We start from the raw sequence: 22,882 nt of genomic DNA on the forward strand, positions 1-22,882 counted from the left end.
GTTGAAAAGTATTGATGATGGCAGATTTCTAAAAGCTCTCTCCCGGCGCCTTTGCTTTATGACCTTTGGCATCTGCGCCTTTACCAACCCGCTGGAGCCGCTGTCCGTCTACAATATGGCCTTTGGCGCCGTATTCGGGCTGTTTTTTGGCTGGCTATTCAAAAGATTTCTTTACATATTTCTCGCTGCGCTGAATAGCAATATCAAAAAGGAATGGGGCAAGAAAGTCATGCGGTATCCGGTGGAGACAGGGATGCTCTTTATGATCCCATTTGCGGTGATGCTTGCTCTTGCGACCTTTGTCTTGAAATGGAATAACGCGTCCGCCTTTATCAGCACGGGCATGATGGCGGCTGGAACGTCTACGGCCATTGAAATCAGCCGGATTCGCGGCAAGTCCATGATCCGCAATGCCATTGCGACCTCGGGCGTCTCCTTTATGTTCAGCTTCCTTTGGACTTATGCTCAGCCTATTCTTTTTCGCGCGCCGGGCCTGATCGAAGGCGGCGTTACCTTTGTCCGTTCACTGATTCTTGGGGGAGGTGGCCTGTCGTGAAGCGTAGGTTTGCTAAGCTTTTGATTTCCTTCGTTATAGCTGCACAGGCTCTGCCGATAGTCGCCTTCGCCGGCATCCTCTCCAGCGCTCCATCCACCGTCCTGCCAAGCGCGCCTTATGAGAAGGTCCTGGCCAGTGAGGGCGATTGGTTTGCCGGCCGTCCGGCTTCTGGCACGACTGAGTCTTTGACGGTGGCCTATACGGGTGAAAGAGACGTCATGTCCTCAGGCAGCACTGAGCCCATCACTTTCACGACCCGTGAGGAAGCGCTGGTCAGCGAGATTTACGTCAGCGAAGCCGCTTCCGAGAGCATTACCCTCGTGGATGAGCAGGGTAACCTGTATCCAGGCTTTGAAGCTGTTCGCATCAGTGAGGATACCCAGGTGTATCAAGCGGCCGGAGATGTCCGCCTTCCGGCGGGAAGCTATACGGCGCAGGGGGCCAGCGGGGATTTCGCCGTCAAAGGCGTGAATGCCGACGGTCAGTCACGCTACACCTCCGAAGTCGCCCAGTTAGCCTCCGAGGTCCTTGGCGCACCTTCTGCGAGTGTTGGTGCGGGACAGGCACTTACCAAAACTGAGCCAGCGGCAACGTCTGGCGTCGAGGGCAAGAAGCCTGCCATGTTTGTTTTTGATGACATTTATTTGGTTGATGAAATTATTCTAAATACGTACAACAACGGCATGGGGGCGGCGCCGGGCCTCATTGCGATCCTGGACGAATCCAACCAGGTCATCTACACGCAGCAGGCCTTTGGGGGCGCACTCGGCAACCTGGCCAATGGCCTCTGGATTGTCAAGCCAGAGATCCTGCTACCGGCGGGGACTTATTACATTGGATCTTCAGATCCAAGTGTCATAGGCTACGACCCGGCGGGAGAGCCGCTCTTTTATCTGACGGCGTATCCTACCCTCCCGGAAGAGCCGGATTTCACCGGAACGTATCTCATTAATGTGGACACGACCAAGACTTCAAATATTATGGGGCCGGTGGCGGGGACACCATCGGCATTCCTGAGGGATTTTGAGATGACTGTGCTGCACAAAGACGGCTACGTCGAGCTGATTGGGGAATACGAGGGCATGCCGGTGTCTCAGAACTGTGTTATCACGGAGCAGACGGAAAACGGGCTCTCGGCCATCTTTGATTTCGCCGTGGACTTGACGGGGCTGCCGTACAAGGCCGAGGTGGGCACAACGGTGACGGTGACGTTCGTCCAGGATGAAGCGGGCGGGGTCCAGGTCTCTTTTGCGGGGGACGCGTTTTACAACCGTCAGGCCAGCGCGTCAAAAGGCGCGGATCAGAACACTTACACTGTCAGCGGCAGCGGCAGCCGGGTGTCCGAACAGCTTCCCCCATTTGTCATAGCGGCCTTGGGGGCGGCAAACAGCGTTGGCAACATTCCGGGGGCAGACACACCGTTCCAGAACGCGACGGGCATCCTGTTCCCACCACTGGTGGGTCTGGTGGCCAGCGTGATGCAGGAAGCGCTGAAGAAGAAGGAAGCCGAGGCACAGGCGCGTCGGAACAAGGGTGGCCCTCGGGACAGAGCCTGGTACAAGAACAAGTATCCGGAGGCTACAGACGAGCAGCTTGCTATGATCATGTTGGCAGATGCCATGGGTAATACCGACGAACCAGATGAGGGGGATGCCGTGTCGGTGGGAGACAATGAGGGCTCCGGAGATGCGGGTGATTCCGGGGATTTTGGCGGTTCAGAGGAAGACTGGGCTGAGGAAGAAGCTGAGGCTGAACCAGAAGCAGAAGCAGAGCCAGAGCCAGAACCAGAGCCAGAGCCTGAAGCAAAACCAGAGGTGGCTCAGGACGCGGATAAAGCGACAGCAGAGGCAGAAGCGGCGGCTGCGGCCGAAGCAGAAAGACAATTGGCTGAGAAGGCCGCTGCGGAGCCGGAGACTATGGTGCTCAAGACCTCGGCCCGTGGCGCAGAAAGCTTGTATGTCAAGGACCCTGAGACTGGGGAGTGGATCGACGCAGAAACGGGCAGTGTTTTAGATTATGAAAAATATAAGGCCACGGCGGAGGATAAGTTTGCGCAGGAGCTGGCGGTGCTTGAGAAGCATTCTGCAGACAACGCGAAGCCGGATGAGGAATTTGCCAAGGCTATGGAGGAAATTGACAGAGAGTTTGCCCACGACCAGCATATGCAAAAGATGGAGAAGAAGTTCGGTACTTCCAAGGTAGGGCTCATGAAGGCCATAATTACACAGCGTGCCGAGCAGGAGCGGGAGAGCTTCGAAACCTGGCAGCGGATTGGGGATGTTGCCCAGGTCGGCGAGGTTGGATCCAAGGTGGTGCTGGCTGGCGCGGACGCGGCAATTGATGTCATGGGCGCGACGGTGCCAGGAGGCCACTACGTGCGCGCGGGCTATAAGGTCATCAAGGGCGCGGCGGGCACGGCTGCAGATCATCATTCCAAAGGCCAGGACTGGACGGCCGGGGCTACGGAAGGCTTCATAAAAGGCGCAGGTGACGCAGCGGGGGATTATATCAAGAACCCTTATGCGAAGGCCGTGGTCACAGCAGCGGCGGAATCCGGCGGCTCTGCGGCAGGGGCTTATATACGCGGCGAGGATTACATTCAGGCGGCGCAAAACGGCTATGTGGACGGGGTTTACAAAGTGACGGTGGGTGCTGTGTCGGACAAAATCTTTGGAGAAGCGCCAGATGTGGATCTTCCGGATGTGCCTATACGGGTGGATTCGACGCTGAAGAAAGTGTTTACGAACCAGGGCGCCAAAGACAAGATCAAAACGGCCTTGACGGATGAATTTGTCCTCAAGCCGGGCGCGCTGGAGCCTGCCAAGAATCTCATTCAGGTCGATCGTCCTGAATTTGCTAAAAAATAGGAGGGGTATCATGCATATCGATTTTAACGCTTTAGCCTATTTGGCTGGTCAGTACAAAACGGAGAACCGTATGAGCCTCTTGAAGAACGCAGGTAAAGGTGATCCGGCGGAAGGCGAGAAGTTGCTGAAGGCAGAGGGATGGTTTTCTGGTGATTCTTTGCGGCCTGACGGCGAGGCACTTCTCGAGGTTTTGGCGGCACCGGAGCGCTCCGGACGGGTTGCGATTCGCGAAGGCAATGTCCTGATAGAGAAGCTGGGCTATAAAAAAGGCGAATCTTATGTTTTAGCGGAGCATACGGAAAGCGGCTTTGAGGTCTCGAGGTCTGAGTCCTTGCAGCCGGTGCTGATGGCGCTGTCCCAGGTTACGGGGATGTCCAGGGTGGTCGCTTATGACCTGGAGCTTGAGCTTTCTTCTGAGGACGCGTTGATTTATCTGGGGCTTGTTGACTTATACAGGAAGACGGCCATGCTTGGGCTCTGGTCTGTCCCTGTCCCGGATGTCAACGTGGAGGCTTTGGCGGCGCATTTAGCGGCGCCGGTGGCGGGCTCTTTGGTGGCTATGGTCAAGGATCGCCGGGATTTTGAGGTGACTTTAAAGCCTGCTGATCTGAAGGCACGGCTTGTGTCGGGGCTGGGCGCAGCGTCTGAGGCGACCTCTGGCTTGGTCAAAATGCTCGACAGCGGGGACTTAAGGCTGGCGGGGGACCACGGCAAATTTGCCATGGAGTTCCTGGTACCGCGGGCGGTGACGACACTGGAAGTCTTCAACCAGGTTGGGGACAAGCTTGCGGGCAGCGAGGCCATGGTGGTCAGCGCCGGGCTGAACGAGCACCTCCTCATTAAGTTTGGGGGCGGACAGTGCGCGCTGTCGCTGATTTCTGGGAGCTATTTGCTTAAACTCATTGAAAATGTGCTGAAAGCGCCGGCGCTTGAGGTGTAGGAAGAAAGTGACCTGAGAGGAAAATAAGCCTGAAAGTGCGCCCTTTTCCTCTATAGACAGTTGGATCCATTATGGACCCAGCTGTCTTTTTTTGTTGGGTTTGAATTGGGGGTGAGGGGGCTGGGCGGGGGACCATCGGCATAAGCACTGGTGTTTTGCCGATGGTGATCCCAGCCAACACCAAGGGGATCATGAGGTGTTAGTCGCTGACTGTTGAGAATTTTTACGATCGTACACAAATTTTTACGAAAAGTCCGTTGTTTCTGAATATATTCGGTTTGATGGCGCAAAAGTACCCAAGGTACACTGTGGCAATCCGCCCCAAAGCGGGTTAAACGGGCGCGTGGGGGATACCTTTGTATAAATAATCATTGGATTGGAAAACTTGGCATCTGTCTTGCTTATTATACCTTGCGTCGTCATACTACATACATATTACAACGAAAGTAGGGGAATTATGGAAAACAGAAACATGCTACGAGACGCAATAGTAGTAGGCTTTGCAATGTTTGCCATTTACTTTGGCGCCGGCAATCTCATCTTCCCGCCGTTTATTGGTTTTGAAACGGGCACCAATTGGGTCTCGGGGTTGGTTGGTCTCGTCGCGACAGGCATCGCGCTCCCAATCCTCGCTGTTGCGGCAGTCGCCAACGCGGGCGGCACCTTCAAGGACCTCACGCGTCCGATCACCCCGTGGTTCTATCAGGTCTATAACGTCCTCGTTATGATTGGTGTCGGGATGCTCATCACGATTCCGCGGACGGCGGCGGTGGCCTATGAAACAGGCTTCAGCGTAATGCTGCCGATGGTCAACCAAGGGCTCCTGAAGCCTATCGCCATCATTGGATTCTTCGCATTGACGTATTACTTCGCCAATGACCGTTCGAAGGTCATTGACAAGGTGGGCAAGGTGCTGACACCTGTGCTCTTGATCATCCTCGTTGGCATTGTCATCATTGCGATTGTCAATCCGCTGGGGACGCCGGTCGCAACAGAGCTTGCGAATCCGTTCTACTTTGCCTTCACACAAGCGTATCAGACGGGCGACGTCTTGACGGGGCTCCTCTGCGCGGTCATCTTCGTTGAAGCGCTCCGCGGCAAGGGCTACACGGATAAGGCCAGCAATGTCAAGATGATTTTGATCTCCTGCGTCGTCGCTTTTGTAGGTCTGTTTGTGGTCTACGGCGGCCTCGAATATCTTGGCGCAACTGGCAACAGCCTTTTCCCGGCTGGCACGGACCATACGGAGCTTCTCAAGAGTCTCGTTCTCAGACTATCTGGCAGTGTAGGTCTGACGGCGCTTGCGGTCGCGGTTGCTCTGGCTTGTTTAACTACTTCCGTTGGCTTGACGGCGGTTCTCGGAGATTTTCTAAATGGTTTTACAAAGCAAAAAGTCAGCTACAAGCTCGGCGTCGCGTTGACCTGCGGCGTAGGCATCATCCAGGCAATGGGCGGCGTCGCGAAAATTATTGTCATTGCTGGACCTATCTTCATGGGCATCTACCCAATCTCCATTTTGCTGGTTTTGCTCGGACTCTTCAGCAAATTCATTCCAAACGATGGGGTTTGGAAGGGTGCAGCACTTTTGGTTATCCTGGTCAGCCTCTATGATTCCTTCTCGGTCATTGGCGCGATTGCTGGCTTCCAGCTGCCTGCGGCGCTGACGAACCTCTACATGGCGATTCCTCTGGCGGGCCAGGGGTTTGCCTGGATCGTGCCAGCAGTTGTTGGCGGGGTTGCAGGGGGGGTCATTTACCGAAATAAGAAAAAGGTACCTGAAGCTGAAGTTAAAGCAGCGTAGGTTGGGTATGCAGTTGGAAATGTTGTTGGAAAGTTAGTTGGAAATGGACAATTTTTATGGAGATGGTGCACAGCAGGCCTGAGAGGCCTGCTGTGTTTTTTTGTTTGGTTGGGGACAGGGCCGGGCCAGACTCTGGCCCGGCCCTGTCCCCAACCAAACAACTTTATCCGCGTTCAACCACCAAAAAAAGGGTAAAGGACCGCCAAGTGGTGTATTATAAACTTGAGGGTTTTTGTTCACATTTTACGCAGATAAAGAAAGAAGGGGTTCTGTTGAAAGCTGACGCATTGAAAGCGGCTTTTGAAAACTTCAAGCTGCTGCTTGCCGGCACTTTTGATTTTAAGGACAATGCCACTAAGCGCATCAAGAAGGAAGCCATGGATGAAATGGACAACTTTATGCTGTTGTGCTATGGGGACCTGCTGGGCATTCCGCTGCCTACCACCTATTACACCCTGGAGCTTCTGCCCTACCTGGCAGAGGATCTTGAGGGCTGGGAGCGCAGGATCATGGCGAGGAAGAGTATCTATGGCGACCGCTGGGGCGACTTTTGCTGTTAGGTGATGACGTTAACCAATGTTGTTGGCTATTTTCGCTAACCATTGCCGTTAGCTGTTATCGTAATTCATTGTCGCAAACCATTGTCGTCAGCAGTTGAAGGAGAGGACGAGGCTTGAATAAGATTGTGTTTTTTGGAGGCAAGGGCGGCGTTGGAAAAACCACGGTATCCTCCGCTTACGCCAGTGCCTGCGCGGAAAAAGGGGAGCGAACGCTGCTGGTTTCAACGGACCCGGCCCACTCCCTCTGTGACATATTCGAGAGAACCATAGGCGCCAAGGTTACCGCGCTGGGTTCCAATCTGGACGGGCTCGAAATTGACCCGGAGGAGGAGAGTCAGAAGTACATCAATGCCATCAAGAAGAACATGAAAAGCATTGTCAGTCCAGTCATTGTCAAAGAGATCGAGAAGCAACTGGATGCAGCAGCGGTGACACCGGGCTCGGATGAGTCTGCGGTCTTTGACAAGCTGATGGAGGTGCTTCTGGAGCTCAGCGGCGACTATGACAGGATTGTCATTGACACAGCGCCAACGGGACATACCGTCCGTCTCCTTTCCCTGCCCGAGCTCATGGGCGGCTGGATGGACCGGCTTATAGAAAAGCGTAAGGCCGCCATGGCCCTTTATGAAATGGCCAACCGGGACAAAAGGAAAATGGAAGAGCTGATCATGTCGGATCCTGTCATCTCGACCCTGAGCACCAGAAAAGCAAAAATGGAGAGTGCCCGGGAGCTGCTTACAGATCATGAGCAGGTCTCCTTCGTCTTCGTCCTGAACCCGGAAAAGCTGCCTATTGAGGAAACCAAAAAGGCCATTCAGATTCTGGCCAAATACAGGATTCAGGTGCGCGACCTGGTCGTGAACCGCATCCTGCCTGAGGGGCTCACGGATCCCTTCTGGAACCGCCGGCGTGAGATCGAGAAGAAGTACCTTGAGGACATTGAGACTGTCTTCGCGAAGCAGCGCCGCATCCTGATCCCGCTGATTGAGACTGAGGTCAGGGCAGAGGATCTGGGGCGGATTGGCGCCTATTTTGAGAGGTTGTAAGCCGCTAAGGCCACACCGTCTCACATTTTTCGACAACAAAAAAGAGGCAATTGGCGCCAAGTGTCATAGGCGCCAGCTGCCTCTTTCGTTCGTTTGACTTTGTGCTTTATTTTTGTACTTTATTTTGTGCTGCGCTACTTGTTTATTACTCCTCAGTTGCGTTATAAACGCGCTCTCCGCTCATGTAAGTCTCCAGCACCTGTGTTTTGCCAATGGTCTCAGGCGCCACTTCCATAATATCGCGATCGAGGAGGATAAAATCAGCCGCATAGCCTGTCGCGAGCTGGCCAACGCCTGGGAATCCGACGACCTTAGAGGCTTCACGGGTATAGAGCGACACGGCAGTGGCGGGATCTACACGGTGCTGCTGGCCATGGTCCGTGCCGTCGTAGCTGGTACGGGTGACAGCGGCCTGAATGCCTACAAAGGGGTTTGACGGGTCTGCCCAGGAAGTTGCAGGGGCATCTGAGGAGAAGGCTAATTGGATACCCGCATCGAGGACGGAGCGAACCGGGTAGGTGTTCTTGGTGCGCTTGTGGCCGAGATTGTTGAGGTAGCTCTCGATTTCAGCGAAAAGGAACACAGGCTGGTTGACATAGGCCACGCCCATTTCAGCGCTCTGCTCCAGGGCCTTTGGCGTTGGCATGGCGGCGTGCTCTATGCGGAGCTTGGGCGCATTCTCTTGCTTGTAAAAGGTGTCGACGATCATATCAATGGCGCGTTCGCCCATGGCATGGGTGAGGAGCTGAAGGTCGTGGGTTTTGGCATAGGCGCCGGCGGCTCTGAGTTCGTCAGGGGTGATGGTGGCCATGCCGTCAGAGGTTTCGCCGCCGCTTTGGTCGTTTGCCAGGAAAGGGGGGTTGACCCAGGCGGTTCGGCCGGAAACGCTGCCATCGGCTAAAGTCTTGACACCGCCTACGAAGATGGGCTGACTGTGGTCGCGGCGTTCAGGGGCAAAAGGTGGGGCGGTCTTGAGGTCATCCCAGATATAATAGAGGGCGGCGCGCTGGCGGAAACCGGCCTGGCTGGCGGCGGTGTAGAGGTCGTAGTAGTCCGTGGGGCCTGTGCGGGCGAACATTTCCGTGACGCCGGTGATGCCCTGGGAAAGGAGGGTGCGGCTGAGGTCTGCCAGGCTGGCAGCGGTTTCTGCGAGTTTTTTCTCGGGGAGGGCCTTGAAGAGCAGTTCCCGGGCGGTCTCGTAGAGGATGCCGTTGGGCTCGCCGTCCGCGTCTCGGCCTATGGCGCCACCAGCGGGATCCGCGGTGCTGCGGTCAATGCCGGCGAGCTTCAGGGCCAGGCTGTTGACGGTATAGATGTGGGCGCAAGTGCGCATCATGCTGACGGGGGCGTCGGTGGTTGCCCGGTCCAAGTCGTGGCGGGTTGGGGTGCGGCCTTCTTTCAGCTTGCCCTCGTCGTAGCCCCAGCCCTCGATCCAGACGCCGGGGCCCTGGGCCTCCCGCTTTTCGCGGATTTGGCCAATCATTTCTTCAATGGAATATAAAGCGGGTGGGGTGCAGGCGATCTGCTTCGCGGCGCTGGCCAGGTAGACCGGGTGCATGTGGGCGTCGATCAGCCCCGGGAGGACTCTGCGGTCTTGAAGGTCTGTTTTTTCAATATTGGTTTCAGGGGAGAGTAAGGCGGCGTCTAAACTAGCCTCATCGCCAATCCATTCAATTTTTCCGTTCTGGATGAGCATAGCACTCGCATAGGGCTGTTCGGGGTTGGCCGTGAAGATCCGGCCGTTGACAAACAGTTTTTTCGCTTGTTGCATTCAAATCGCCTCCTGGAAGTTGTGTGAAGCTTTATTTTATCTTTTTGTTGTTTTGAATTATAAAGAAGCAATTTTTGTGCCAATGGGCGGATTGTCTGTACTTTGCCGCGGTTGAACTCCTGGAATGCAGTAATTTCAGGCGGTTTAAGGTCTTGTGGGAAGGGGTTTGTGAGGCATAAGAGCCTGTGGGAAAACAGGCAAGCGGCGTTTGAAGGCGACATAGGGTAAAAATTGTTTTACTTGTGGTTGGGGACTGGGCCGCGTGGTGCGGCCCAGTCCCCAACCAAAACTCCGGTGTGTCCCTGTCCCCCACCACGCGCCCCCGTCCCCCACCAAAAAATTCGTGGCCTTTAGGCGGCAAAGGGTATAGATATCTTTGGAATCACCAAGAAACCGGAGGGCTGAACATGATGCTTGAAATCCGAAACTTTTCGAAGACCTATAAGGGCGGCAAGAAAGCCGTCTCAAACCTGTCCCTGAGCATTGAGCCAGGCGACCTCTACGGCTTCGCCGGCCACAACGGCGCCGGCAAGACCACGACCATTAAAGCCATCGCAGGCGTGCTGGACTTTGAAGAAGGGGACATCCTCGTGGACGGAAGCTCCATCCTGAAAGACCCTGTCGCCTGCAAGAAGAAGCTGGCCTACATACCGGACAACCCGGACCTCTACGACTACCTGACCGGGATCCAGTACCTCAACTTTATTGCAGACATCTTCGACATCCCATCTACCACCAGAGAGGCCCGTATCCGAAAGTACGCAGAAGACTTCGAGCTTTTAAACGATCTTGGCGACCTGATTGGCGCCTACTCCCACGGCATGAAACAGAAGCTCGCCATCATTGCCGCCCTCATCCACGAGCCCAAGCTGATGATCCTGGACGAGCCCTTTGTGGGCCTGGACCCCAAAGCCGCCAAGACCCTCAAAAACATATTCGCCCAGCTATGTCAAAACGGCGGCGCCATCTTTTTCTCCACTCACGTGCTGGACGTGGCGGAGAAGCTCTGCAATAAAATCGCAATCATCCGCCAGGGCGAGCTGGTTGCCACGGGCCTGATGGACGACATTGTGGGCGACTCAAGCCTGGAAGAAGTCTTCCTGGAGCTGACGGACCATGCGTAGCCTGTGGTCGCTCACGAAACTCCAGCTGCTGGGATGGTTCGGCCTCAACAAAGCCCTCCATACCAGGGTGCCTGGCCAGCGGCGCAAGAACCTGCTCGCGGCTGCAGGCGGCCTGTTCCTCGTGGTCTACTTCACCGGCATCTCCTACGTGTACAGCGACCAGGTGGGCCGTGCCTTCGAAACCGTGGACGCACTGCCGCTCCTGCCTGGCCTCATGATGGCCACCGCCTCCCTGGTGACCTTGATGACGACCATTTATAAGGTCAACGGTGCCCTCTTCAATTTCAGGGACTACGACATGATCATGGCCCTGCCGGTCAAGACCGGCGTGGTGGTGGCGAGCCGCATGATGGCCCTGTACCTTCTGAACATGGCCTTTGTCCTGATGGTCATGCTCCCCGCCGCCGTGGTCTATGGCCTGCGCGCCCAACCGGAGCCCCTGTTCTACGCCCGGTTTGCCGCCTCTCTCGTCACACTTCCTTTTGTGCCGATAGTCGCGGCAACCGCCATAGGCATCCTGATCCACCTGGTCTCAGCCAAATTTCGCTACAAAAACCTGCTCAACATCCTTCTCTCCGCCGCGGCCGTACTGGCCTTCATGGTAGGCTCCAGCACCTTAAGCACCGAAGGCGTCAACCTCATGGACATCACGGAGACGCTGACAAACGTCATCAACCAAATCTATCCGCTGGCGGGCTTCTACGTGAACGGCGTCGTCCTGGGCGAGACCACAGCTTTTCTGGCCTATGTGCTGTTGTCCCTCGGGATATTCGGAGCCTTTGCGGCCTTGGTGGGGGCTCGCTTCAAGCGGATCCACACAAGGCTCACCACAGCCTCCGTCCGCCGTCGGTTCGTCATGGGCGAAAACACCCAGGCGGGCTCAACGCCACTGCGCGCTTTTTATCAGAAGGAGATCAGGCGCTATTTCGCGTCACCCATCTATGTCCTCAACACGGCATTTGGGGTAGTGCTCTACACCGCCATGTCCATTGCCCTCATGTTCTTCAGGCCGGCGTCCATAGGCCAGCTGCTGGAAATGCCGTACTTCGCGGATTACATCAGCCGCATGGCGCCGCTGATGGCCTCAACCTTCATGGCCCTCTCCTCTACGACCGCCTGTTCTATTTCGCTGGAAGGCAAGTCCCTGTGGCTCGCGAAGTCCGCTCCGGTCAAAGCCATGACAATCTTCCACAGCAAGCTGGGCGTCAACTTGACCATGACCCTGCCAGCGGTGCTCGTCAATGGCCTGCTCCTAATGGGTGCTTTAAAAACGAGTTTTGCCGATAGTCTCCTCCTCCTCACCCTTCCCGCCGCCTACGCCCTCTTCGTCTCCCTGGCAGGGCTCGTGGTCAATCTGCGTTATCCGTTTCTGGACTGGATGACAGAAACCCAGCCTGTCAAGCAAAGCGCCGCTACACTGATCACCCTGCTGATTGGCATAGGCAGTGTGGCCGGGCCGCTGACCCTGGTCATCAAATACCCCGGGCTGAACGCCCACTGGGTGTCCTTTGGGGTGCTTGGCATGCTGCTTTTGTTAAGCGCAGGGCTGTACACTTATTTGTCCGCGCGGGGTGAAAAGCTATTGAAGTCGCTGGAGGGATGAGTTAAGTTTGACCAAATACTTTTCTATGTTGAGAAAATTTAGTATTATGTAAGGAATGGTATTGGGATACAAGAAAGGAAGAGGGGCGACAGGCGCCAGCCGCTCGAAAATTATTTTGAAAAGGGTGGAAATTTTGTGACCTCAGGAATGGAACCTAACTACGAGCGCATGCTCCTTGAAGAAATTGAGGCCAAGAATCAGCTGATAGAACAGTTGCGTGCGTCTGAAGCAGGCCTTCTTGAGCTTTCAAAAGAGCTGAAGCTCAAGAATGAGGCCCTTGAAAAGGTGGCCATCACGGATCAGCTGACAGGGGTGTATAACCGCTTCTATTTTGAAAAGCGTGCCCAGGAGGAAATTGAGCGCGCTCGCCGTTATGGGTCGCCGGTGTCCTTGGTGATTTATGACCTCGACTTTTTCAAGAAGATCAACGACCAGTGGGGGCACGGCTTTGGCGATGAGGTGTTGAAGCGTATGGCCAGTGAAGTCATGAAGTCCATTCGTGCCACGGACCTCTTTGCCCGGTGGGGCGGGGAGGAGTTTGTGGTGCTGATGCCTGGGACGGATCAGAGACATGCGGTGATGGCGGCGGAGAAGCTGAGGCAGAGGCTGGGACGGGTGCTGCATCCGACCATCGGCAGAGTCACTGCGAGCTTTGGGGTGGCAGAGCACCGGTACGGGGAGCAGCTGGAAAATTGGTTCACGAGGGCGGACCGGGCCATGTACCGGTCGAAGAGCCAGGGACGCAACCTGGTCTCAGAATGGCAGGATCAGGAGTTTTTGACGGAGGCCACCGAGCTGGCATGGAACCCGGAGTGGTCGTGCGGCAACGCGGTGATCGACGGGGGGCACATACAGTTGCTGACGCTGGCGAATAGCGTAATGGCCGTGATTCAGCGGGATGAGGATCTGACGCAAATCTCTGAGGTCTTTGATCAGCTGCTGTCTCATGTTGAAAAGCATTTTGATGAAGAGGAAGAAGTTCTGAGGGCGATCGGTTATCCGTCCGCGGCGTTTCACGAAAGGTTTCATCAGCACCTGGTGATGAAGGGACTTCAGATGAAGAAGCGGCTTTCTGAGGGGCATGTGGTTAAGGCGGACATGATTCTATTTTTGGTGGACGAAATCATTGTGGGGCATCTGCTGACGGAGGACGTGAAGTTTTTTCCGTGGCTTCAGAGGAGCGGTGCTGAGGGATAGAGAGGCTGGTTCAATAGTCGGCAGCTCAGTGCTTCGCTGGCAAAGGAGGTGGCAGGCGCGTGAAAAATACGGAAATTGAAGTAACACCGGTTGAGCCGGTGGAAGCTGCAGCGGCGGATCGCAGCAGTTCAAACAAGCGGGGCCTATTGGAAGCCCATTTTGCCGTGCTGCTCTTTGGCCTTGCGGGACTCTTCGGTAAGTGGCTGACCCTGCATCCCATGGCGATTTCTCTGGGGCGGGTCAGCTTTGCGGTGCCGTTCCTGCTGGCGGTCATGGGCATTAGGCGGGAGCGGATCCGGCTGAAGCAGCGGCGGGATTACGTCGTTTTTTTAATGCTGGGGGTTGTTCTGGCAGTCCACTGGACCGCGTTTTTCATGGCGATCCAGCTGTCTACCGTGGCGGTGGGCCTTTTGACGTTTTCGACGTTCCCGGTATTTGTGACGTTCCTGGAGCCGTGGCTGCTTAAGAGTGCCTTCAGGATGCAGGATGTGGTGGTCGCCCTGATCACCATGCTGGGGGTCAGCCTGGTGGTGCCTGACTTCAGCCTGTCCAATCAAGTGACTTTGGGGGCGCTGTGGGGCGTCCTCTCGGGACTGACCTTTGCGCTGCTGTCCGTCCTGAATAAGAAATATGTGGCGGAGTACCCAAGCCGCCAGGTGTCGCTCTATCAGTTTGCCGCGGCTGCACTGGTGCTTGCGCCTGTGGTGATCCCGCTAAAGCCGGTTCTGGATTTTCCTGCTTTGATGCTGCTGGCAATTTTGGGCATTATCTTCACCGGGATTGCGCATACACTCTTCATCAGCAGCATGAAGCGGATCAAGGCCCAGACCGCCAGTGTCATTGCAAGTCTTGAGCCGGTGTATGGGATTCTCGCGACGGTGGTGCTGCTGGGCGAGGTGCCGGGGCTCAGGGAGATTATGGGGGGCGCCGTCATCCTGTCCATGGCGTACTGGGTGTCCCGGAGGGATCTGGCAGCGTGATGGGGGAAGGGTGTTTGGGGCGGTGACCATTGGCAGGTACTGTCTCTGGCACTGTCTCTGACACTGGTGCTGATAGCAGGTAAAGGGTTGGGGGGAAATAGTCCCAATTAAATAGACAGAGGGTTTTCATGCGTGATGACCCTCTGTCTTTTATATTTCAGTGATTCTGTTGTGCTTAAAGGTTGCTCTGAGCACTAAACGCCCAGAAGCGTCAGCTCGACGCGGCGTGTCCTTGGGCCGTCGAATTCGCACAGATAGATGCCCTGCCACGTGCCCAGACTGAGTCTCCCGCCTTTGACCGGCACCGTCACCGAGGCGCCCATGAGCGACGCTTTTATATGGGCGTGGCTGTTGCCTTCAAAATGGCGGTAGGGGCCGGTTGTGGGGAAGGCTCGCTCCAGTGTGGAGAGGATGTCGTGGACCACATCCGGGTCTGCGTTTTCGTTGATGGTGACGCCGGCGGTGGTGTGGGGGACGAAGACGGTGACGAGGCCGTTCTTCAGGCCCTGGCTTTGAACCTCCTGGCGGACCAGGTGCGTGATGTCGAGCATTTGCTGAGGGGCGGTGGTTTTGATTTCGATCATGGTGGGGGCCTCCTTATTTTTGGTGCGGCCCAGTCCCCGCCTGTGCAGGTGGGGACGTTCAGGTGGGCCCAGTCCCGCGCCACGCGTCCCTGTCCCGCACTACGCGTCCCTGTCCCCAACCCACTGCAGCCGGTAGAGGTCGTAGTAGAGGCCGCCTTTGTTCAGGAGCGCTTCGTGGGTGCCGGTTTCACGGATTTGGCCGTCGTGGAGGACTAAGATGCGGTCGGCGTGCTGAATGGTGGAGAGGCGGTGGGCAATGACAATGGTGGTGCGGCCCTGGGTCAGCTTGCCTATGGCGTCCTGGATCAGCTGCTCGGTCTCGGTGTCAATGCTGGAGGTCGCCTCGTCCAGGATAAGAATCCTCGGATCATAGGCCAGGGCTCTTGCAAAGGAAAGGAGCTGGCGCTGTCCGGTGGACAGGGTGGCGCCCCGCTCATAGACCCGCTCGTGGTACTGGTCCGGCAGCCTGGAAATGAAGCGGTCCGCGTTGACCCGGCGGGCCGCGGCCACAGCCTGCGTTTCGCTGATGGACGGATCGCCCAGCGTGATATTTTCGAGGACATCCCCCGAAAACAGGAAGACGTCCTGAAGCACGACGCCAATGCGGCGGCGCAGGAAAGCTTTGTCGAAGTCCCGCAGGTCAGTGCCGTCAACCAGGATGCGGCCGGCAGAGACATCATAGAGCCTCGACAAAAGGCTGATGATGGTCGTCTTTCCGGAGCCGGTTGCCCCAACAATAGCCAGGGTTTCGCCGGGCTTCACTTCGAAGGAGACGTCCTTCAGCACGGGTTCCCCGGGCTGATACTGGAACGAGACGTTGTCGAAGACAACGTGACCTTTGAAGTCTTCTTTCAGGCGGTGCCTGTCCCCGCCTGAAAGTTCCATGTCTGAGAGCTTTCCTTCCGGCAGCCTGGTGTCCTCCTCCAGCAGCAGGAAGATCCGCTCGGAAGAGGCCATGGCGGACTGCAGGATGTTGAACTTTTCGCTGAGGTCAAAGATAGGCCGGAAGAACTGCTCCGTATAAGAAATAAAAGCGATCAAGGTCCCCAGCTCAATGGCGCCCTGCAGCACCCGGCCGCCGCTGTACCAGATCAGGAGGGCCAGAGCTACGGTGTAGAGCAGGTTCATGCTTGGCCGGAAGATGCCAAAGACCTTGACCTCGGACATAGAGGCGTTCAGGTGGTCCCGGTTGATGGCCTCGAACTCGTTCATGAGCTCTTTTTCTTTACGGAACTGCTGGATGATCCGGATGCCGCTGAGGTTTTCGCTGAGCGTCGCGTTGATGCGGGCAATCTTCACCTTGACCGCCCTATGGGCTTCCCGGGCCTTCAGCCGGAAGAGGTAGGAGGCCAGGATGACCAGAGGCACCGTGGAAAGAGAGATCAGCGCCAGCTTCCAGTTCAGGGACAGCATGATGACCAGGGTTCCGAGCAGGAGCAGCAGGTCGTTGACCAGGTGGATCAGGACGTCGGTGTACATCTCGCTGATGTTCTTCATATCGCTGGTGACCCGGGTGACCAGGCGACCTACGGGGTTGCGGTCATAGAAGGACAGGGACTGCCCTAATAAGTGGTCGTAGAGGTGGGCCCGCATGTCGTAGACCAGGCGCTGGCCCACGTGGTTCAGGAGCAGCGTCTGGGCGTAGCTGATGGCCAGGGCGGCCACCAGGAGCACCATGAAGATTGTGGAGAGGCGGAGGATGGCGGCTTTGCTGGGGGCGAGGAAACCATCGGCAGCTGCTTTTGGAAGGAGGGCGCCGCTGCGCTGGCTAATGGCTTCTGCGGCCTGGCCCATTTCCTCAGGCGGGACGTAGCCGGGCAGCAGGTAGTAGTCGCCCTCAAGCTTTACGAGCTGGGCGGAAGGCGCGTTTTTACCAGCTTCCGCATCAGGGGATTTCTCAAGGGCCGCCGCGAGGACGTAATAACGGCCCTGATATTCGGTGAAATTGAGGGCGCCAGAGGCCGGCGCCGCGTCCAGCGACTTCCACTCCCGGGTATAGCCGGAGATGTGGTCGTCTATGACGACCTTGATCAGGTAGGGGCGGACCAGGTCCACGGCGGTGACGAAGAGGAGCAGGACGCCGCTCAGCAGGAGAAGCCTCACATATGGCTTGGTGAAGCTGGCAAGGCGCCTGAAAATGGCGAGGTCAAAGGACTTCTCGATCTGCTGCTCTTCAAAATGGGTGTCGCGGCTCATGGTCTCACCTCCTCGGCAGTGGTTATCCCGGTGTCGCCAGCCGCAGCTCCGGTCCCGCTGCCCAGCTTGTCTTCCAGCTGCTGGCGGTTGTAGAGATCCCGGTAGTAGCCGCCCAGGTCCAAGAGCTCGGCGTGGGTGCCGCTTTCGGTGATTTCCCCGTCCGTCAGGACGTAGATGCAGTCGCAGTCCTTGACGGTGGAGATGCGGTGAGACACGATCAGGGCGGTCTTGTCCGCGAGTGCCTCGTTCAGGTGGCGCAGGATGGTTTCCTCCGTCTTGGTGTCCACAGCGGACAGGGCGTCATCCAGGATGAGGATGTCCGCGTCCCGAAATAACGCACGGGCAATGGAGACCCGCTGCTTCTGGCCGCCGCTGAGGTTGACGCCCCGCTCTCCCAGCAGGGTGTCGTAGCCCTCCGGAAAGCTTAGGATTTCGTCGTGGACGCAGGCTGCCTGGGCTGCACTTTGGATCGAAAGCGTCGGCTTTGTGATGCCGTTTTTGCCGATGGTCTCGGGGTGTACAATTTCAGGGGTGGTGGTGACGGTGACCGTCGGCAGAGTCCTTTGGGTGCTGGAGGCCTTCTCGCCGGCGGTGTTCTCGCTCGGGGTATGGTAGAAGCGGATGTTGTCCTCAATGGTTTTTGAGAAGAGGAAGTTGTCCTGGGGGACGACGGCGAAGCGGTCCTTGATGGCGCGGGCGCTGAGCTGGTTGAGGTCGTAGCCGTCCAGGTAGATTTGGCCGTTCGCGGAGGCCCAGGCTTTGGTGAGCAGTTGGAGCAGGGTGGTCTTGCCGGCGCCGGTGCGGCCAATCAGGGCGACTTTTTCGCCTTTTTGGATAGTGAGGGTAAGGTGCTTCAGGGCTGGGGTCTTTTGGCCGGGGTAGGTGAAGGTGAGGTCACGGAGCTCTATGAGGGGGGCGTGGTCGTGGGTTGCTTTTGGGGGCTCCAGGGTGCCGTAGGTATAGCTTGGCTTCAGGTCGAAGACTTCATTGAGTCTGGAAAGTGAGGCGGAGCCCCGCTGCAGGACGTTGACCACCCAGCCCAGGGCCATCATGGGCCAGCTCAGCATGCCCACGTAGGAGATGAACGCCACGAAGGCGCCTACGCTGATGCGGCCGTCAATGACTGCCCGGCCACCAAAGAGCAATGTCAGAACCAGACTGACGGAGCCAATGGTTCTGACCAGTGGGAACAGCCCACCCCACAGCTTCACCAGGCTCATGTTTTCTTTGTAGTTCAGGTCGTTGGAGGTTTTAAAGCGTTCTCTTTGGAAGGGCTCCCGGGTGTAGGTCTTGACGATCCGGATGCCGGAGAAGGTCTCCTGGGTCAGGTCCGTCATGTCCGAGAAGGCTTCCTGGACGCGCTTGAAGCGTTTGCGCATTAACCGGCCGCCATAGAGGACCAGGGTGGCAATGACGGGCATGGGCAGCAGGGCGATGAGGGTCAGCTGCAGGTCCGCGGTGAACAGCATGAAGATTAGGGTCATGATGGTGATGAAGACTGCGTCCACCAGCATGACGGTGCCAATGCCCATGGCGTGGCTCACTGAGACCACGTCGTTGGTGGCAAGGGCCATGACGTCGCCGACCTTGTTCACGTTGAAATAGTCAGTCCGCAGGGTCTGGACGTGGGCGTACAGGCGATTTCGCAGCCAGTACTCTGCTTCCCGGGCGGTGCCGATGATCAGGATACGCCAAAAATAACGACCCGTCGCGACCAGGACCGCAATGCCTAAGATCAGGCCTATGGTTTCGAGGATGTCTGATCTCGTTGCCGTTTTTTGCGCGAGCAGATCCGCAAGAGCGCCAATCAACCGGGGGGTGATGAGCTGGAGCAGATCGATTATGATCAGGATTATGACGCCGCCGAGGAGGTGCCAGCGTTTTCTCTTAAGGAAGGGCTTGAGGTGCTTGAGTAGGGCGCCTGAAGGCATGGGGAAATGACCCCCCTTTCAATTTGATAGGTTGATTTCATTCTAACATAAGGGTTTAAGGGTGTGAATGGGCAGGGGGGGTCAAAAAATGAATCGAAAAAAATCATTAAAATTCGATAAAAATCAACTGAAAACTGTTTTCATTTCATAGTATGTGTTGTATAATGACTTTGGACATAGACAATTTTGATGCATTCCGGTATGATCATAGAAAAGTTCAATAGCTTTATGAGAATGACATCTCGGTCAGCATTCGAACATGAAATGGAGGATTAATAATGAAGATTCAAACGAACCAGGAGACGATCACTGAGATCAAAAAAGTCCTGGATTCTCAGCAAGGCGCTCCAAACAATGTGCGCATCTTCGTCGCAGGCTACGGCTGAGGCGGCCCGTCACTCGGTTTGGCTCTGGATGAGCTGAAGGATACAGATGTTGTGGACAACAGCAACGCAGTAAATTTTGTAATGGAAAAAGATCTTTTCGAAACGTTTGGCGACATCAAGGTTGAGTTTGTAGGCAATGGCTACCACGTGGCGCCTGCAAATCAGGATGAGTCAGATTGCAGCAGCTGCAGTGGCTGTAACTAGGCTTGAAAAAAGCAAAGCTTTAAAAGGTAAACTGTCTGAAGGTCTCTGACGAGCCCTTCGGACAGTTTTTTTTTGAAGTTTTTGGGACGGGACTGGGCCGGCCTGGAGAGTTGGTTGGGGACAGGGACGAACCATAGGGGACTGGGCCGCACCAGAAACTAGTCAGTGGCTGTCGGCGCAGTGTTGCCTCAAGATACCCTCATAAGAAAATTTTATCCAAGTAAGTGATACAGCAAAAACTTCAATCGATGACAACGGTTCTCAATAAAACCATCATAGTATATAATAGACTTGTAAACAAATCATATTACAACGCTTGACCAGGCAGACTGCCTGTCGGGCTATAGAATAGGAGGCACCTTATGTTAAGAGTTGAAACCAATCCCGAAACGCTCGTTGAAATTGCTAAAGTGGTTGAAGCCCAGGAAGGCCCTAAAAATGTCAGGATCTTTGTGGCTGGCTACGCCTGCAGCGGACCATCTCTTGGTCTTGCCCTGGATGACGTAAAAGAAGCTGATTTCTCCCATAAGCAAGGGGAAATAAATTTTGTCATGGACAAAGAACTGTTTGAGAACCTTGGAGATATTAAGGTTGAATTTGTTGGCAACGGTTATCTTGTTCAACCGGTAGAACAGGCGGAAGGTGGCTGTGGAAGCTGCAGCGGCTGTGGGCATTAGAAGTCTTCGTGATCATCAAAGCAGAATATTGAAATGGGGGTCTGAGGCCAATGGTCTTATGGCCCTCATTTTGTGTTTTGGTTATAAAAGACCATCGGCAGGGTATTTATCACTGGAGAACACATAAATGAGAACGTGTAAAGTTGGCGTTATAAATTTCGGAGGTGCATCATGTCCTATGATTTGGAATATTTAAAGCTGCTATCCAAGCAATACCCGTCGGTGGATGCCGTAAGCACGGAAATTGTAAATTTGAGCGCGATCATCCTGCTGCCCAAGGGAACGGAGCATTTTTTAGCGGACATCCATGGGGAGGATGAGGCCTTCGATCATGTGCTGCGCAACGCTTCCGGGGTCGTCAAGCGGAAGATTGATGACGTTTTTATGGGAACGCTGTCGGAGGCGGAGAAGAAATCCCTGGCGACGCTGGTGTACTATCCAAGGGAGAAGCTGGAGCTGGAAAAGGCCGCAAGGTCAGACCAGTCGCTGGCGGCCTGGCATGAAGTCATGATGCTGCAGTTGGTGCAGCTGTGCCGGCAGGCGGCTTACAAATACACGCGTTCGAAAGTCAGAAAGGCGATTCCAGAGGGGTTTCAATACATCATAGAGGAGCTGCTCCACGAGAACGAGGACGATCCCATGAAGCAGGGGTACTATCAGGGGATCCTGGACAGCCTGCTGGACATTGGGCGGGCGGAGGATTTCATAGTGGCTATTGCGGAGCTGATCCGAAAGTTGGTGGTGGACCATTTACATATCATTGGGGACATCTACGACAGGGGAAAAGGCGCCCATCTGGTCATGGACACCCTGAGACGGCAGCATACGGTGGACATTCAGTGGGGGAACCATGATGTGCTGTGGATTGGGGCGGCCTGCGGGTCGGATGTCTGCATGGCAGACGCGATCCGGGTTTCGCTGCGCTACGGGAATCTGGAAACGCTGCAGGAGGGTTACGGCCTCAACCTGTCGCCCCTGGTGCGGCTGGCGCTGGACAAATATTCCGGCAGCTATGCGCCCACCTTTCAGGTGAAGAGCAAGGAAGAGGTTCTTGAGGAAAAGGATTTGGTACTGCTGTCCAGGATGCAGAAGGCTATAGCGATTATTCAGCTGAAGCTTGAAGGGCAGCTCGCCCTCAGGCGCCCAGAGCTGGGGCTTGGGCACAGACGGCTGCTGGAGCGGGTTGACCTCAGCCGTGGCGCGGTGGAGATTGAAGGGGCGTGGTACCCACTCCTCGACAAGGTGCTGCCGACCCTTGATCCGGCGAACCCATACGAGCTCACGGCGGAAGAAAGGGATGTGGTGGAGAAGCTGCGGACATCCTTTGATCACGCGACTGATCTCCAGAAGCACATCAGATTCCTGGTGGATAAGGGCGGGATGTACAAAGTCTTCAATGGGAACCTGCTCTATCACGGCGGCATCCCGATGACTGAGGCGGGGGCGTTTGAGACCTTCAAGCTCGCCGGAAAGGCCCTCAAAGGCAAGGCTCTGCTGGACAGGTTCGACGACTGCGTCCGCAGTGCCTATTATGCCCAAGACCCGGAGGAGAAGGCTCAGGCCCTGGACGTCGTCTGGTATTTGTGGTGCGGGGAGAAATCGCCGCTATTTGGTAAAAGCAAGATGGCGACCTTCGAGCGCTATTTTGTTGAGGCCGAGGAAACCCACAAAGAAGTCAAGAATCCCTATTATGCCTTGCGGGAAGATGAGGACGTCTGCGTGCGCATCCTGAGTGAGTTTGGGCTGAATGCAGAGACCAGCCATATCATCAATGGACACGTTCCCGTCAAGGTCGTGAAGGGCGAGATGCCCATCAAGGCAGGCGGCAAGCTGATCACCATTGACGGGGGCCTTTCGAAGGCTTACCAGAAGGTCACGGGGATTGCCGGTTATACGTTGATTTTCAATTCTCAGGGGATGCACCTCGTGTCCCACGAGCCTTTTGAGTCGAAAACACGGGCGGTGCAGGAGGATCTGGACATGCTGCCGACCAGTGTGTTTATTGAGAAACATCTAACGCGGATGCTGGTGGGGGATACGGATAATGGCGCGCTGCTCAAAAAGGATATAGAGGCCTTGAAGGCGCTGCTGCAGGCGTACCGGGACGGGCGGGTCCGGGAACGGTAGGCGGAAGCGGCGTTGGTGGGGATGTAAAAATCAGCTGAATTTATTTAAAAAAAGATTGGCCGATGGTCGCGAGAACTTCAAATTGAAGGGTCTCGCGACCATCGGCCATATTTTTTTGAATGATATTTTGGTTGGGGACAGGGACATGTGGTTGGGGACAGGGACATGTGGTTGGGGACAGGGACATGTGGTTGGGGACTGGGACATGTGGTGGGGGACTGGGCCGGACCGCGCACCTGCTCCTGACTTTCTCTTTTTCAGTTTTTGCCGATGGTCATCACAACCCCAAAACAAACCCCAACTTTCCACCAGGTGGTACTTCTATATAAATT

17 protein-coding genes are annotated in these 22,882 nt (G+C 55.8%); 13 read left to right on the plus strand and 4 right to left on the minus strand.

Translation table 11 applies throughout. The features are described from left to right. The first annotated feature begins 1 nt into the window (after window position 1). From BLP63_RS06635 to BLP63_RS06660, 6 genes are all read left to right on the plus strand, one after another. Entirely contained in the window at window positions 2-556 is a 555-nt protein-coding gene (locus BLP63_RS06635; RefSeq protein WP_092590128.1) for a hypothetical protein, read from the plus strand. Continuing rightward, complete coding sequence (locus tag BLP63_RS06640; protein ID WP_092590129.1) at window positions 553-3,423, plus strand: hypothetical protein; 2,871 nt, start codon at window positions 553-555, stop codon at window positions 3,421-3,423. Before BLP63_RS06635 ends, BLP63_RS06640 begins: the two co-directional genes overlap by 4 nt. 10 nt (window positions 3,424-3,433) lie before the next feature. Continuing rightward, complete coding sequence (locus BLP63_RS06645; protein WP_092590130.1) at window positions 3,434-4,363, plus strand: hypothetical protein; 930 nt, start codon at window positions 3,434-3,436, stop codon at window positions 4,361-4,363. A 457-nt stretch (window positions 4,364-4,820) separates the two neighbouring features. Beyond that, complete coding sequence (brnQ, locus tag BLP63_RS06650; RefSeq protein WP_092590131.1) at window positions 4,821-6,164, plus strand: branched-chain amino acid transport system II carrier protein; 1,344 nt, start codon at window positions 4,821-4,823, stop codon at window positions 6,162-6,164. 272 nt (window positions 6,165-6,436) lie between these two features. Next, on the plus strand, window positions 6,437-6,724 hold the full coding sequence (locus BLP63_RS06655; RefSeq protein WP_207646427.1) for a hypothetical protein: 288 nt from the start codon (window positions 6,437-6,439) through the stop codon (window positions 6,722-6,724). A 113-nt stretch (window positions 6,725-6,837) separates the two neighbouring features. Further along, entirely contained in the window at window positions 6,838-7,770 is a 933-nt protein-coding gene (locus tag BLP63_RS06660; protein WP_092590132.1) for an ArsA family ATPase, read from the plus strand. Window positions 7,771-7,915: 145 nt separating this feature from the next. Here BLP63_RS06660 and BLP63_RS06665 read toward each other — a convergent pair whose 3' ends face one another. Beyond that, complete coding sequence (locus BLP63_RS06665; RefSeq protein ID WP_092590133.1) at window positions 7,916-9,541, minus strand: amidohydrolase; 1,626 nt, start codon at window positions 9,539-9,541, stop codon at window positions 7,916-7,918. 410 nt (window positions 9,542-9,951) lie between these two features. On the opposite strand from BLP63_RS06665, the gene BLP63_RS06670 reads away from it, so the two are divergent. The 4 genes from BLP63_RS06670 to BLP63_RS06685 all read left to right on the plus strand — a co-directional run bounded on the left by BLP63_RS06670 (window position 9,952) and on the right by BLP63_RS06685 (window position 14,445). Beyond that, window positions 9,952-10,665 carry an ABC transporter ATP-binding protein gene (locus BLP63_RS06670; protein ID WP_092590285.1) on the plus strand — a complete coding sequence of 238 codons (714 nt, stop codon included), beginning with the start codon at window positions 9,952-9,954 and terminating at the stop codon, window positions 10,663-10,665. Beyond that, entirely contained in the window at window positions 10,658-12,268 is a 1,611-nt protein-coding gene (locus BLP63_RS06675) for a hypothetical protein (protein WP_092590134.1), read from the plus strand. The genes BLP63_RS06670 and BLP63_RS06675 overlap by 8 nt, the downstream gene beginning before the upstream one ends. Before the next feature lie 135 nt (window positions 12,269-12,403). Beyond that, window positions 12,404-13,465 carry a diguanylate cyclase gene (locus BLP63_RS06680; protein WP_092590135.1) on the plus strand — a complete coding sequence of 354 codons (1,062 nt, stop codon included), beginning with the start codon at window positions 12,404-12,406 and terminating at the stop codon, window positions 13,463-13,465. Window positions 13,466-13,524: 59 nt separating this feature from the next. Further along, the gene (locus BLP63_RS06685; RefSeq protein ID WP_242870827.1) at window positions 13,525-14,445 is read left to right on the plus strand and encodes a DMT family transporter; all 921 of its coding nucleotides are present in this window, start codon (window positions 13,525-13,527) and stop codon (window positions 14,443-14,445) included. Window positions 14,446-14,639: 194 nt separating this feature from the next. Here the strand turns inward: BLP63_RS06685 and BLP63_RS06690 are convergent, their stop codons facing one another. From BLP63_RS06690 to BLP63_RS16695, 3 genes are all read right to left on the minus strand, one after another. Continuing rightward, window positions 14,640-15,029, minus strand: coding sequence for a secondary thiamine-phosphate synthase enzyme YjbQ (locus BLP63_RS06690; RefSeq protein WP_092590136.1), 390 nt, complete (start codon window positions 15,027-15,029; stop codon window positions 14,640-14,642). A 99-nt stretch (window positions 15,030-15,128) separates the two neighbouring features. Then, window positions 15,129-17,225 carry an ABC transporter ATP-binding protein gene (locus BLP63_RS06695; protein ID WP_092590137.1) on the minus strand — a complete coding sequence of 699 codons (2,097 nt, stop codon included), beginning with the start codon at window positions 17,223-17,225 and terminating at the stop codon, window positions 15,129-15,131. Then, a complete protein-coding gene (locus tag BLP63_RS16695) occupies window positions 17,222-19,156 on the minus strand; it encodes an ABC transporter ATP-binding protein (RefSeq protein ID WP_139159793.1) in 1,935 nt (644 codons plus the stop codon). The genes BLP63_RS06695 and BLP63_RS16695 overlap by 4 nt, the downstream gene beginning before the upstream one ends. 404 nt (window positions 19,157-19,560) lie before the next feature. On the opposite strand from BLP63_RS16695, the gene BLP63_RS06705 reads away from it, so the two are divergent. The 3 genes from BLP63_RS06705 (at window position 19,561) to BLP63_RS06715 (ending at window position 22,550) form a co-directional block, all read left to right on the plus strand. After that, window positions 19,561-19,746: a hypothetical protein gene (locus BLP63_RS06705; RefSeq protein WP_092590138.1), complete on the plus strand. Its 186-nt coding sequence runs from the start codon at window positions 19,561-19,563 to the stop codon at window positions 19,744-19,746. A 362-nt stretch (window positions 19,747-20,108) separates the two neighbouring features. Continuing rightward, a complete protein-coding gene (locus tag BLP63_RS06710; RefSeq protein WP_092590139.1) occupies window positions 20,109-20,423 on the plus strand; it encodes a hypothetical protein in 315 nt (104 codons plus the stop codon). A gap of 171 nt (window positions 20,424-20,594) precedes the next feature. After that, window positions 20,595-22,550 carry a fructose-1,6-bisphosphatase gene (locus BLP63_RS06715; protein ID WP_092590140.1) on the plus strand — a complete coding sequence of 652 codons (1,956 nt, stop codon included), beginning with the start codon at window positions 20,595-20,597 and terminating at the stop codon, window positions 22,548-22,550. Window positions 22,551-22,882: the final 332 nt, after the last annotated feature.

The sequence above is a fragment of the Acidaminobacter hydrogenoformans DSM 2784 genome (assembly GCF_900103005.1).
GTDB lineage: Bacteria > Bacillota > Clostridia > Peptostreptococcales > Acidaminobacteraceae > Acidaminobacter > Acidaminobacter hydrogenoformans.

Bases quoted from the DNA above. Each gene is read 5' to 3' on its own strand.
- BLP63_RS06645 (WP_092590130.1), top strand. From the start codon at position 3,434: ATGCATATCGATTTTAACGCTTTAGCCTATTTGGCTGGTCAGTACAAA.
- brnQ (WP_092590131.1), top strand. From the start codon at position 4,821: ATGGAAAACAGAAACATGCTACGAGACGCAATAGTAGTAGGCTTTGCA.
- BLP63_RS06665 (WP_092590133.1), bottom strand. From the start codon at position 9,541: ATGCAACAAGCGAAAAAACTGTTTGTCAACGGCCGGATCTTCACGGCC.
- BLP63_RS06670 (WP_092590285.1), top strand. From the start codon at position 9,952: ATGCTTGAAATCCGAAACTTTTCGAAGACCTATAAGGGCGGCAAGAAA.
- BLP63_RS06675 (WP_092590134.1), top strand. From the start codon at position 10,658: ATGCGTAGCCTGTGGTCGCTCACGAAACTCCAGCTGCTGGGATGGTTC.
- BLP63_RS06690 (WP_092590136.1), bottom strand. From the start codon at position 15,029: ATGATCGAAATCAAAACCACCGCCCCTCAGCAAATGCTCGACATCACG.
- BLP63_RS06695 (WP_092590137.1), bottom strand. From the start codon at position 17,225: ATGAGCCGCGACACCCATTTTGAAGAGCAGCAGATCGAGAAGTCCTTT.
- BLP63_RS16695 (WP_139159793.1), bottom strand. From the start codon at position 19,156: ATGCCTTCAGGCGCCCTACTCAAGCACCTCAAGCCCTTCCTTAAGAGA.
- BLP63_RS06710 (WP_092590139.1), top strand. From the start codon at position 20,109: ATGTTAAGAGTTGAAACCAATCCCGAAACGCTCGTTGAAATTGCTAAA.
- BLP63_RS06715 (WP_092590140.1), top strand. From the start codon at position 20,595: ATGTCCTATGATTTGGAATATTTAAAGCTGCTATCCAAGCAATACCCG.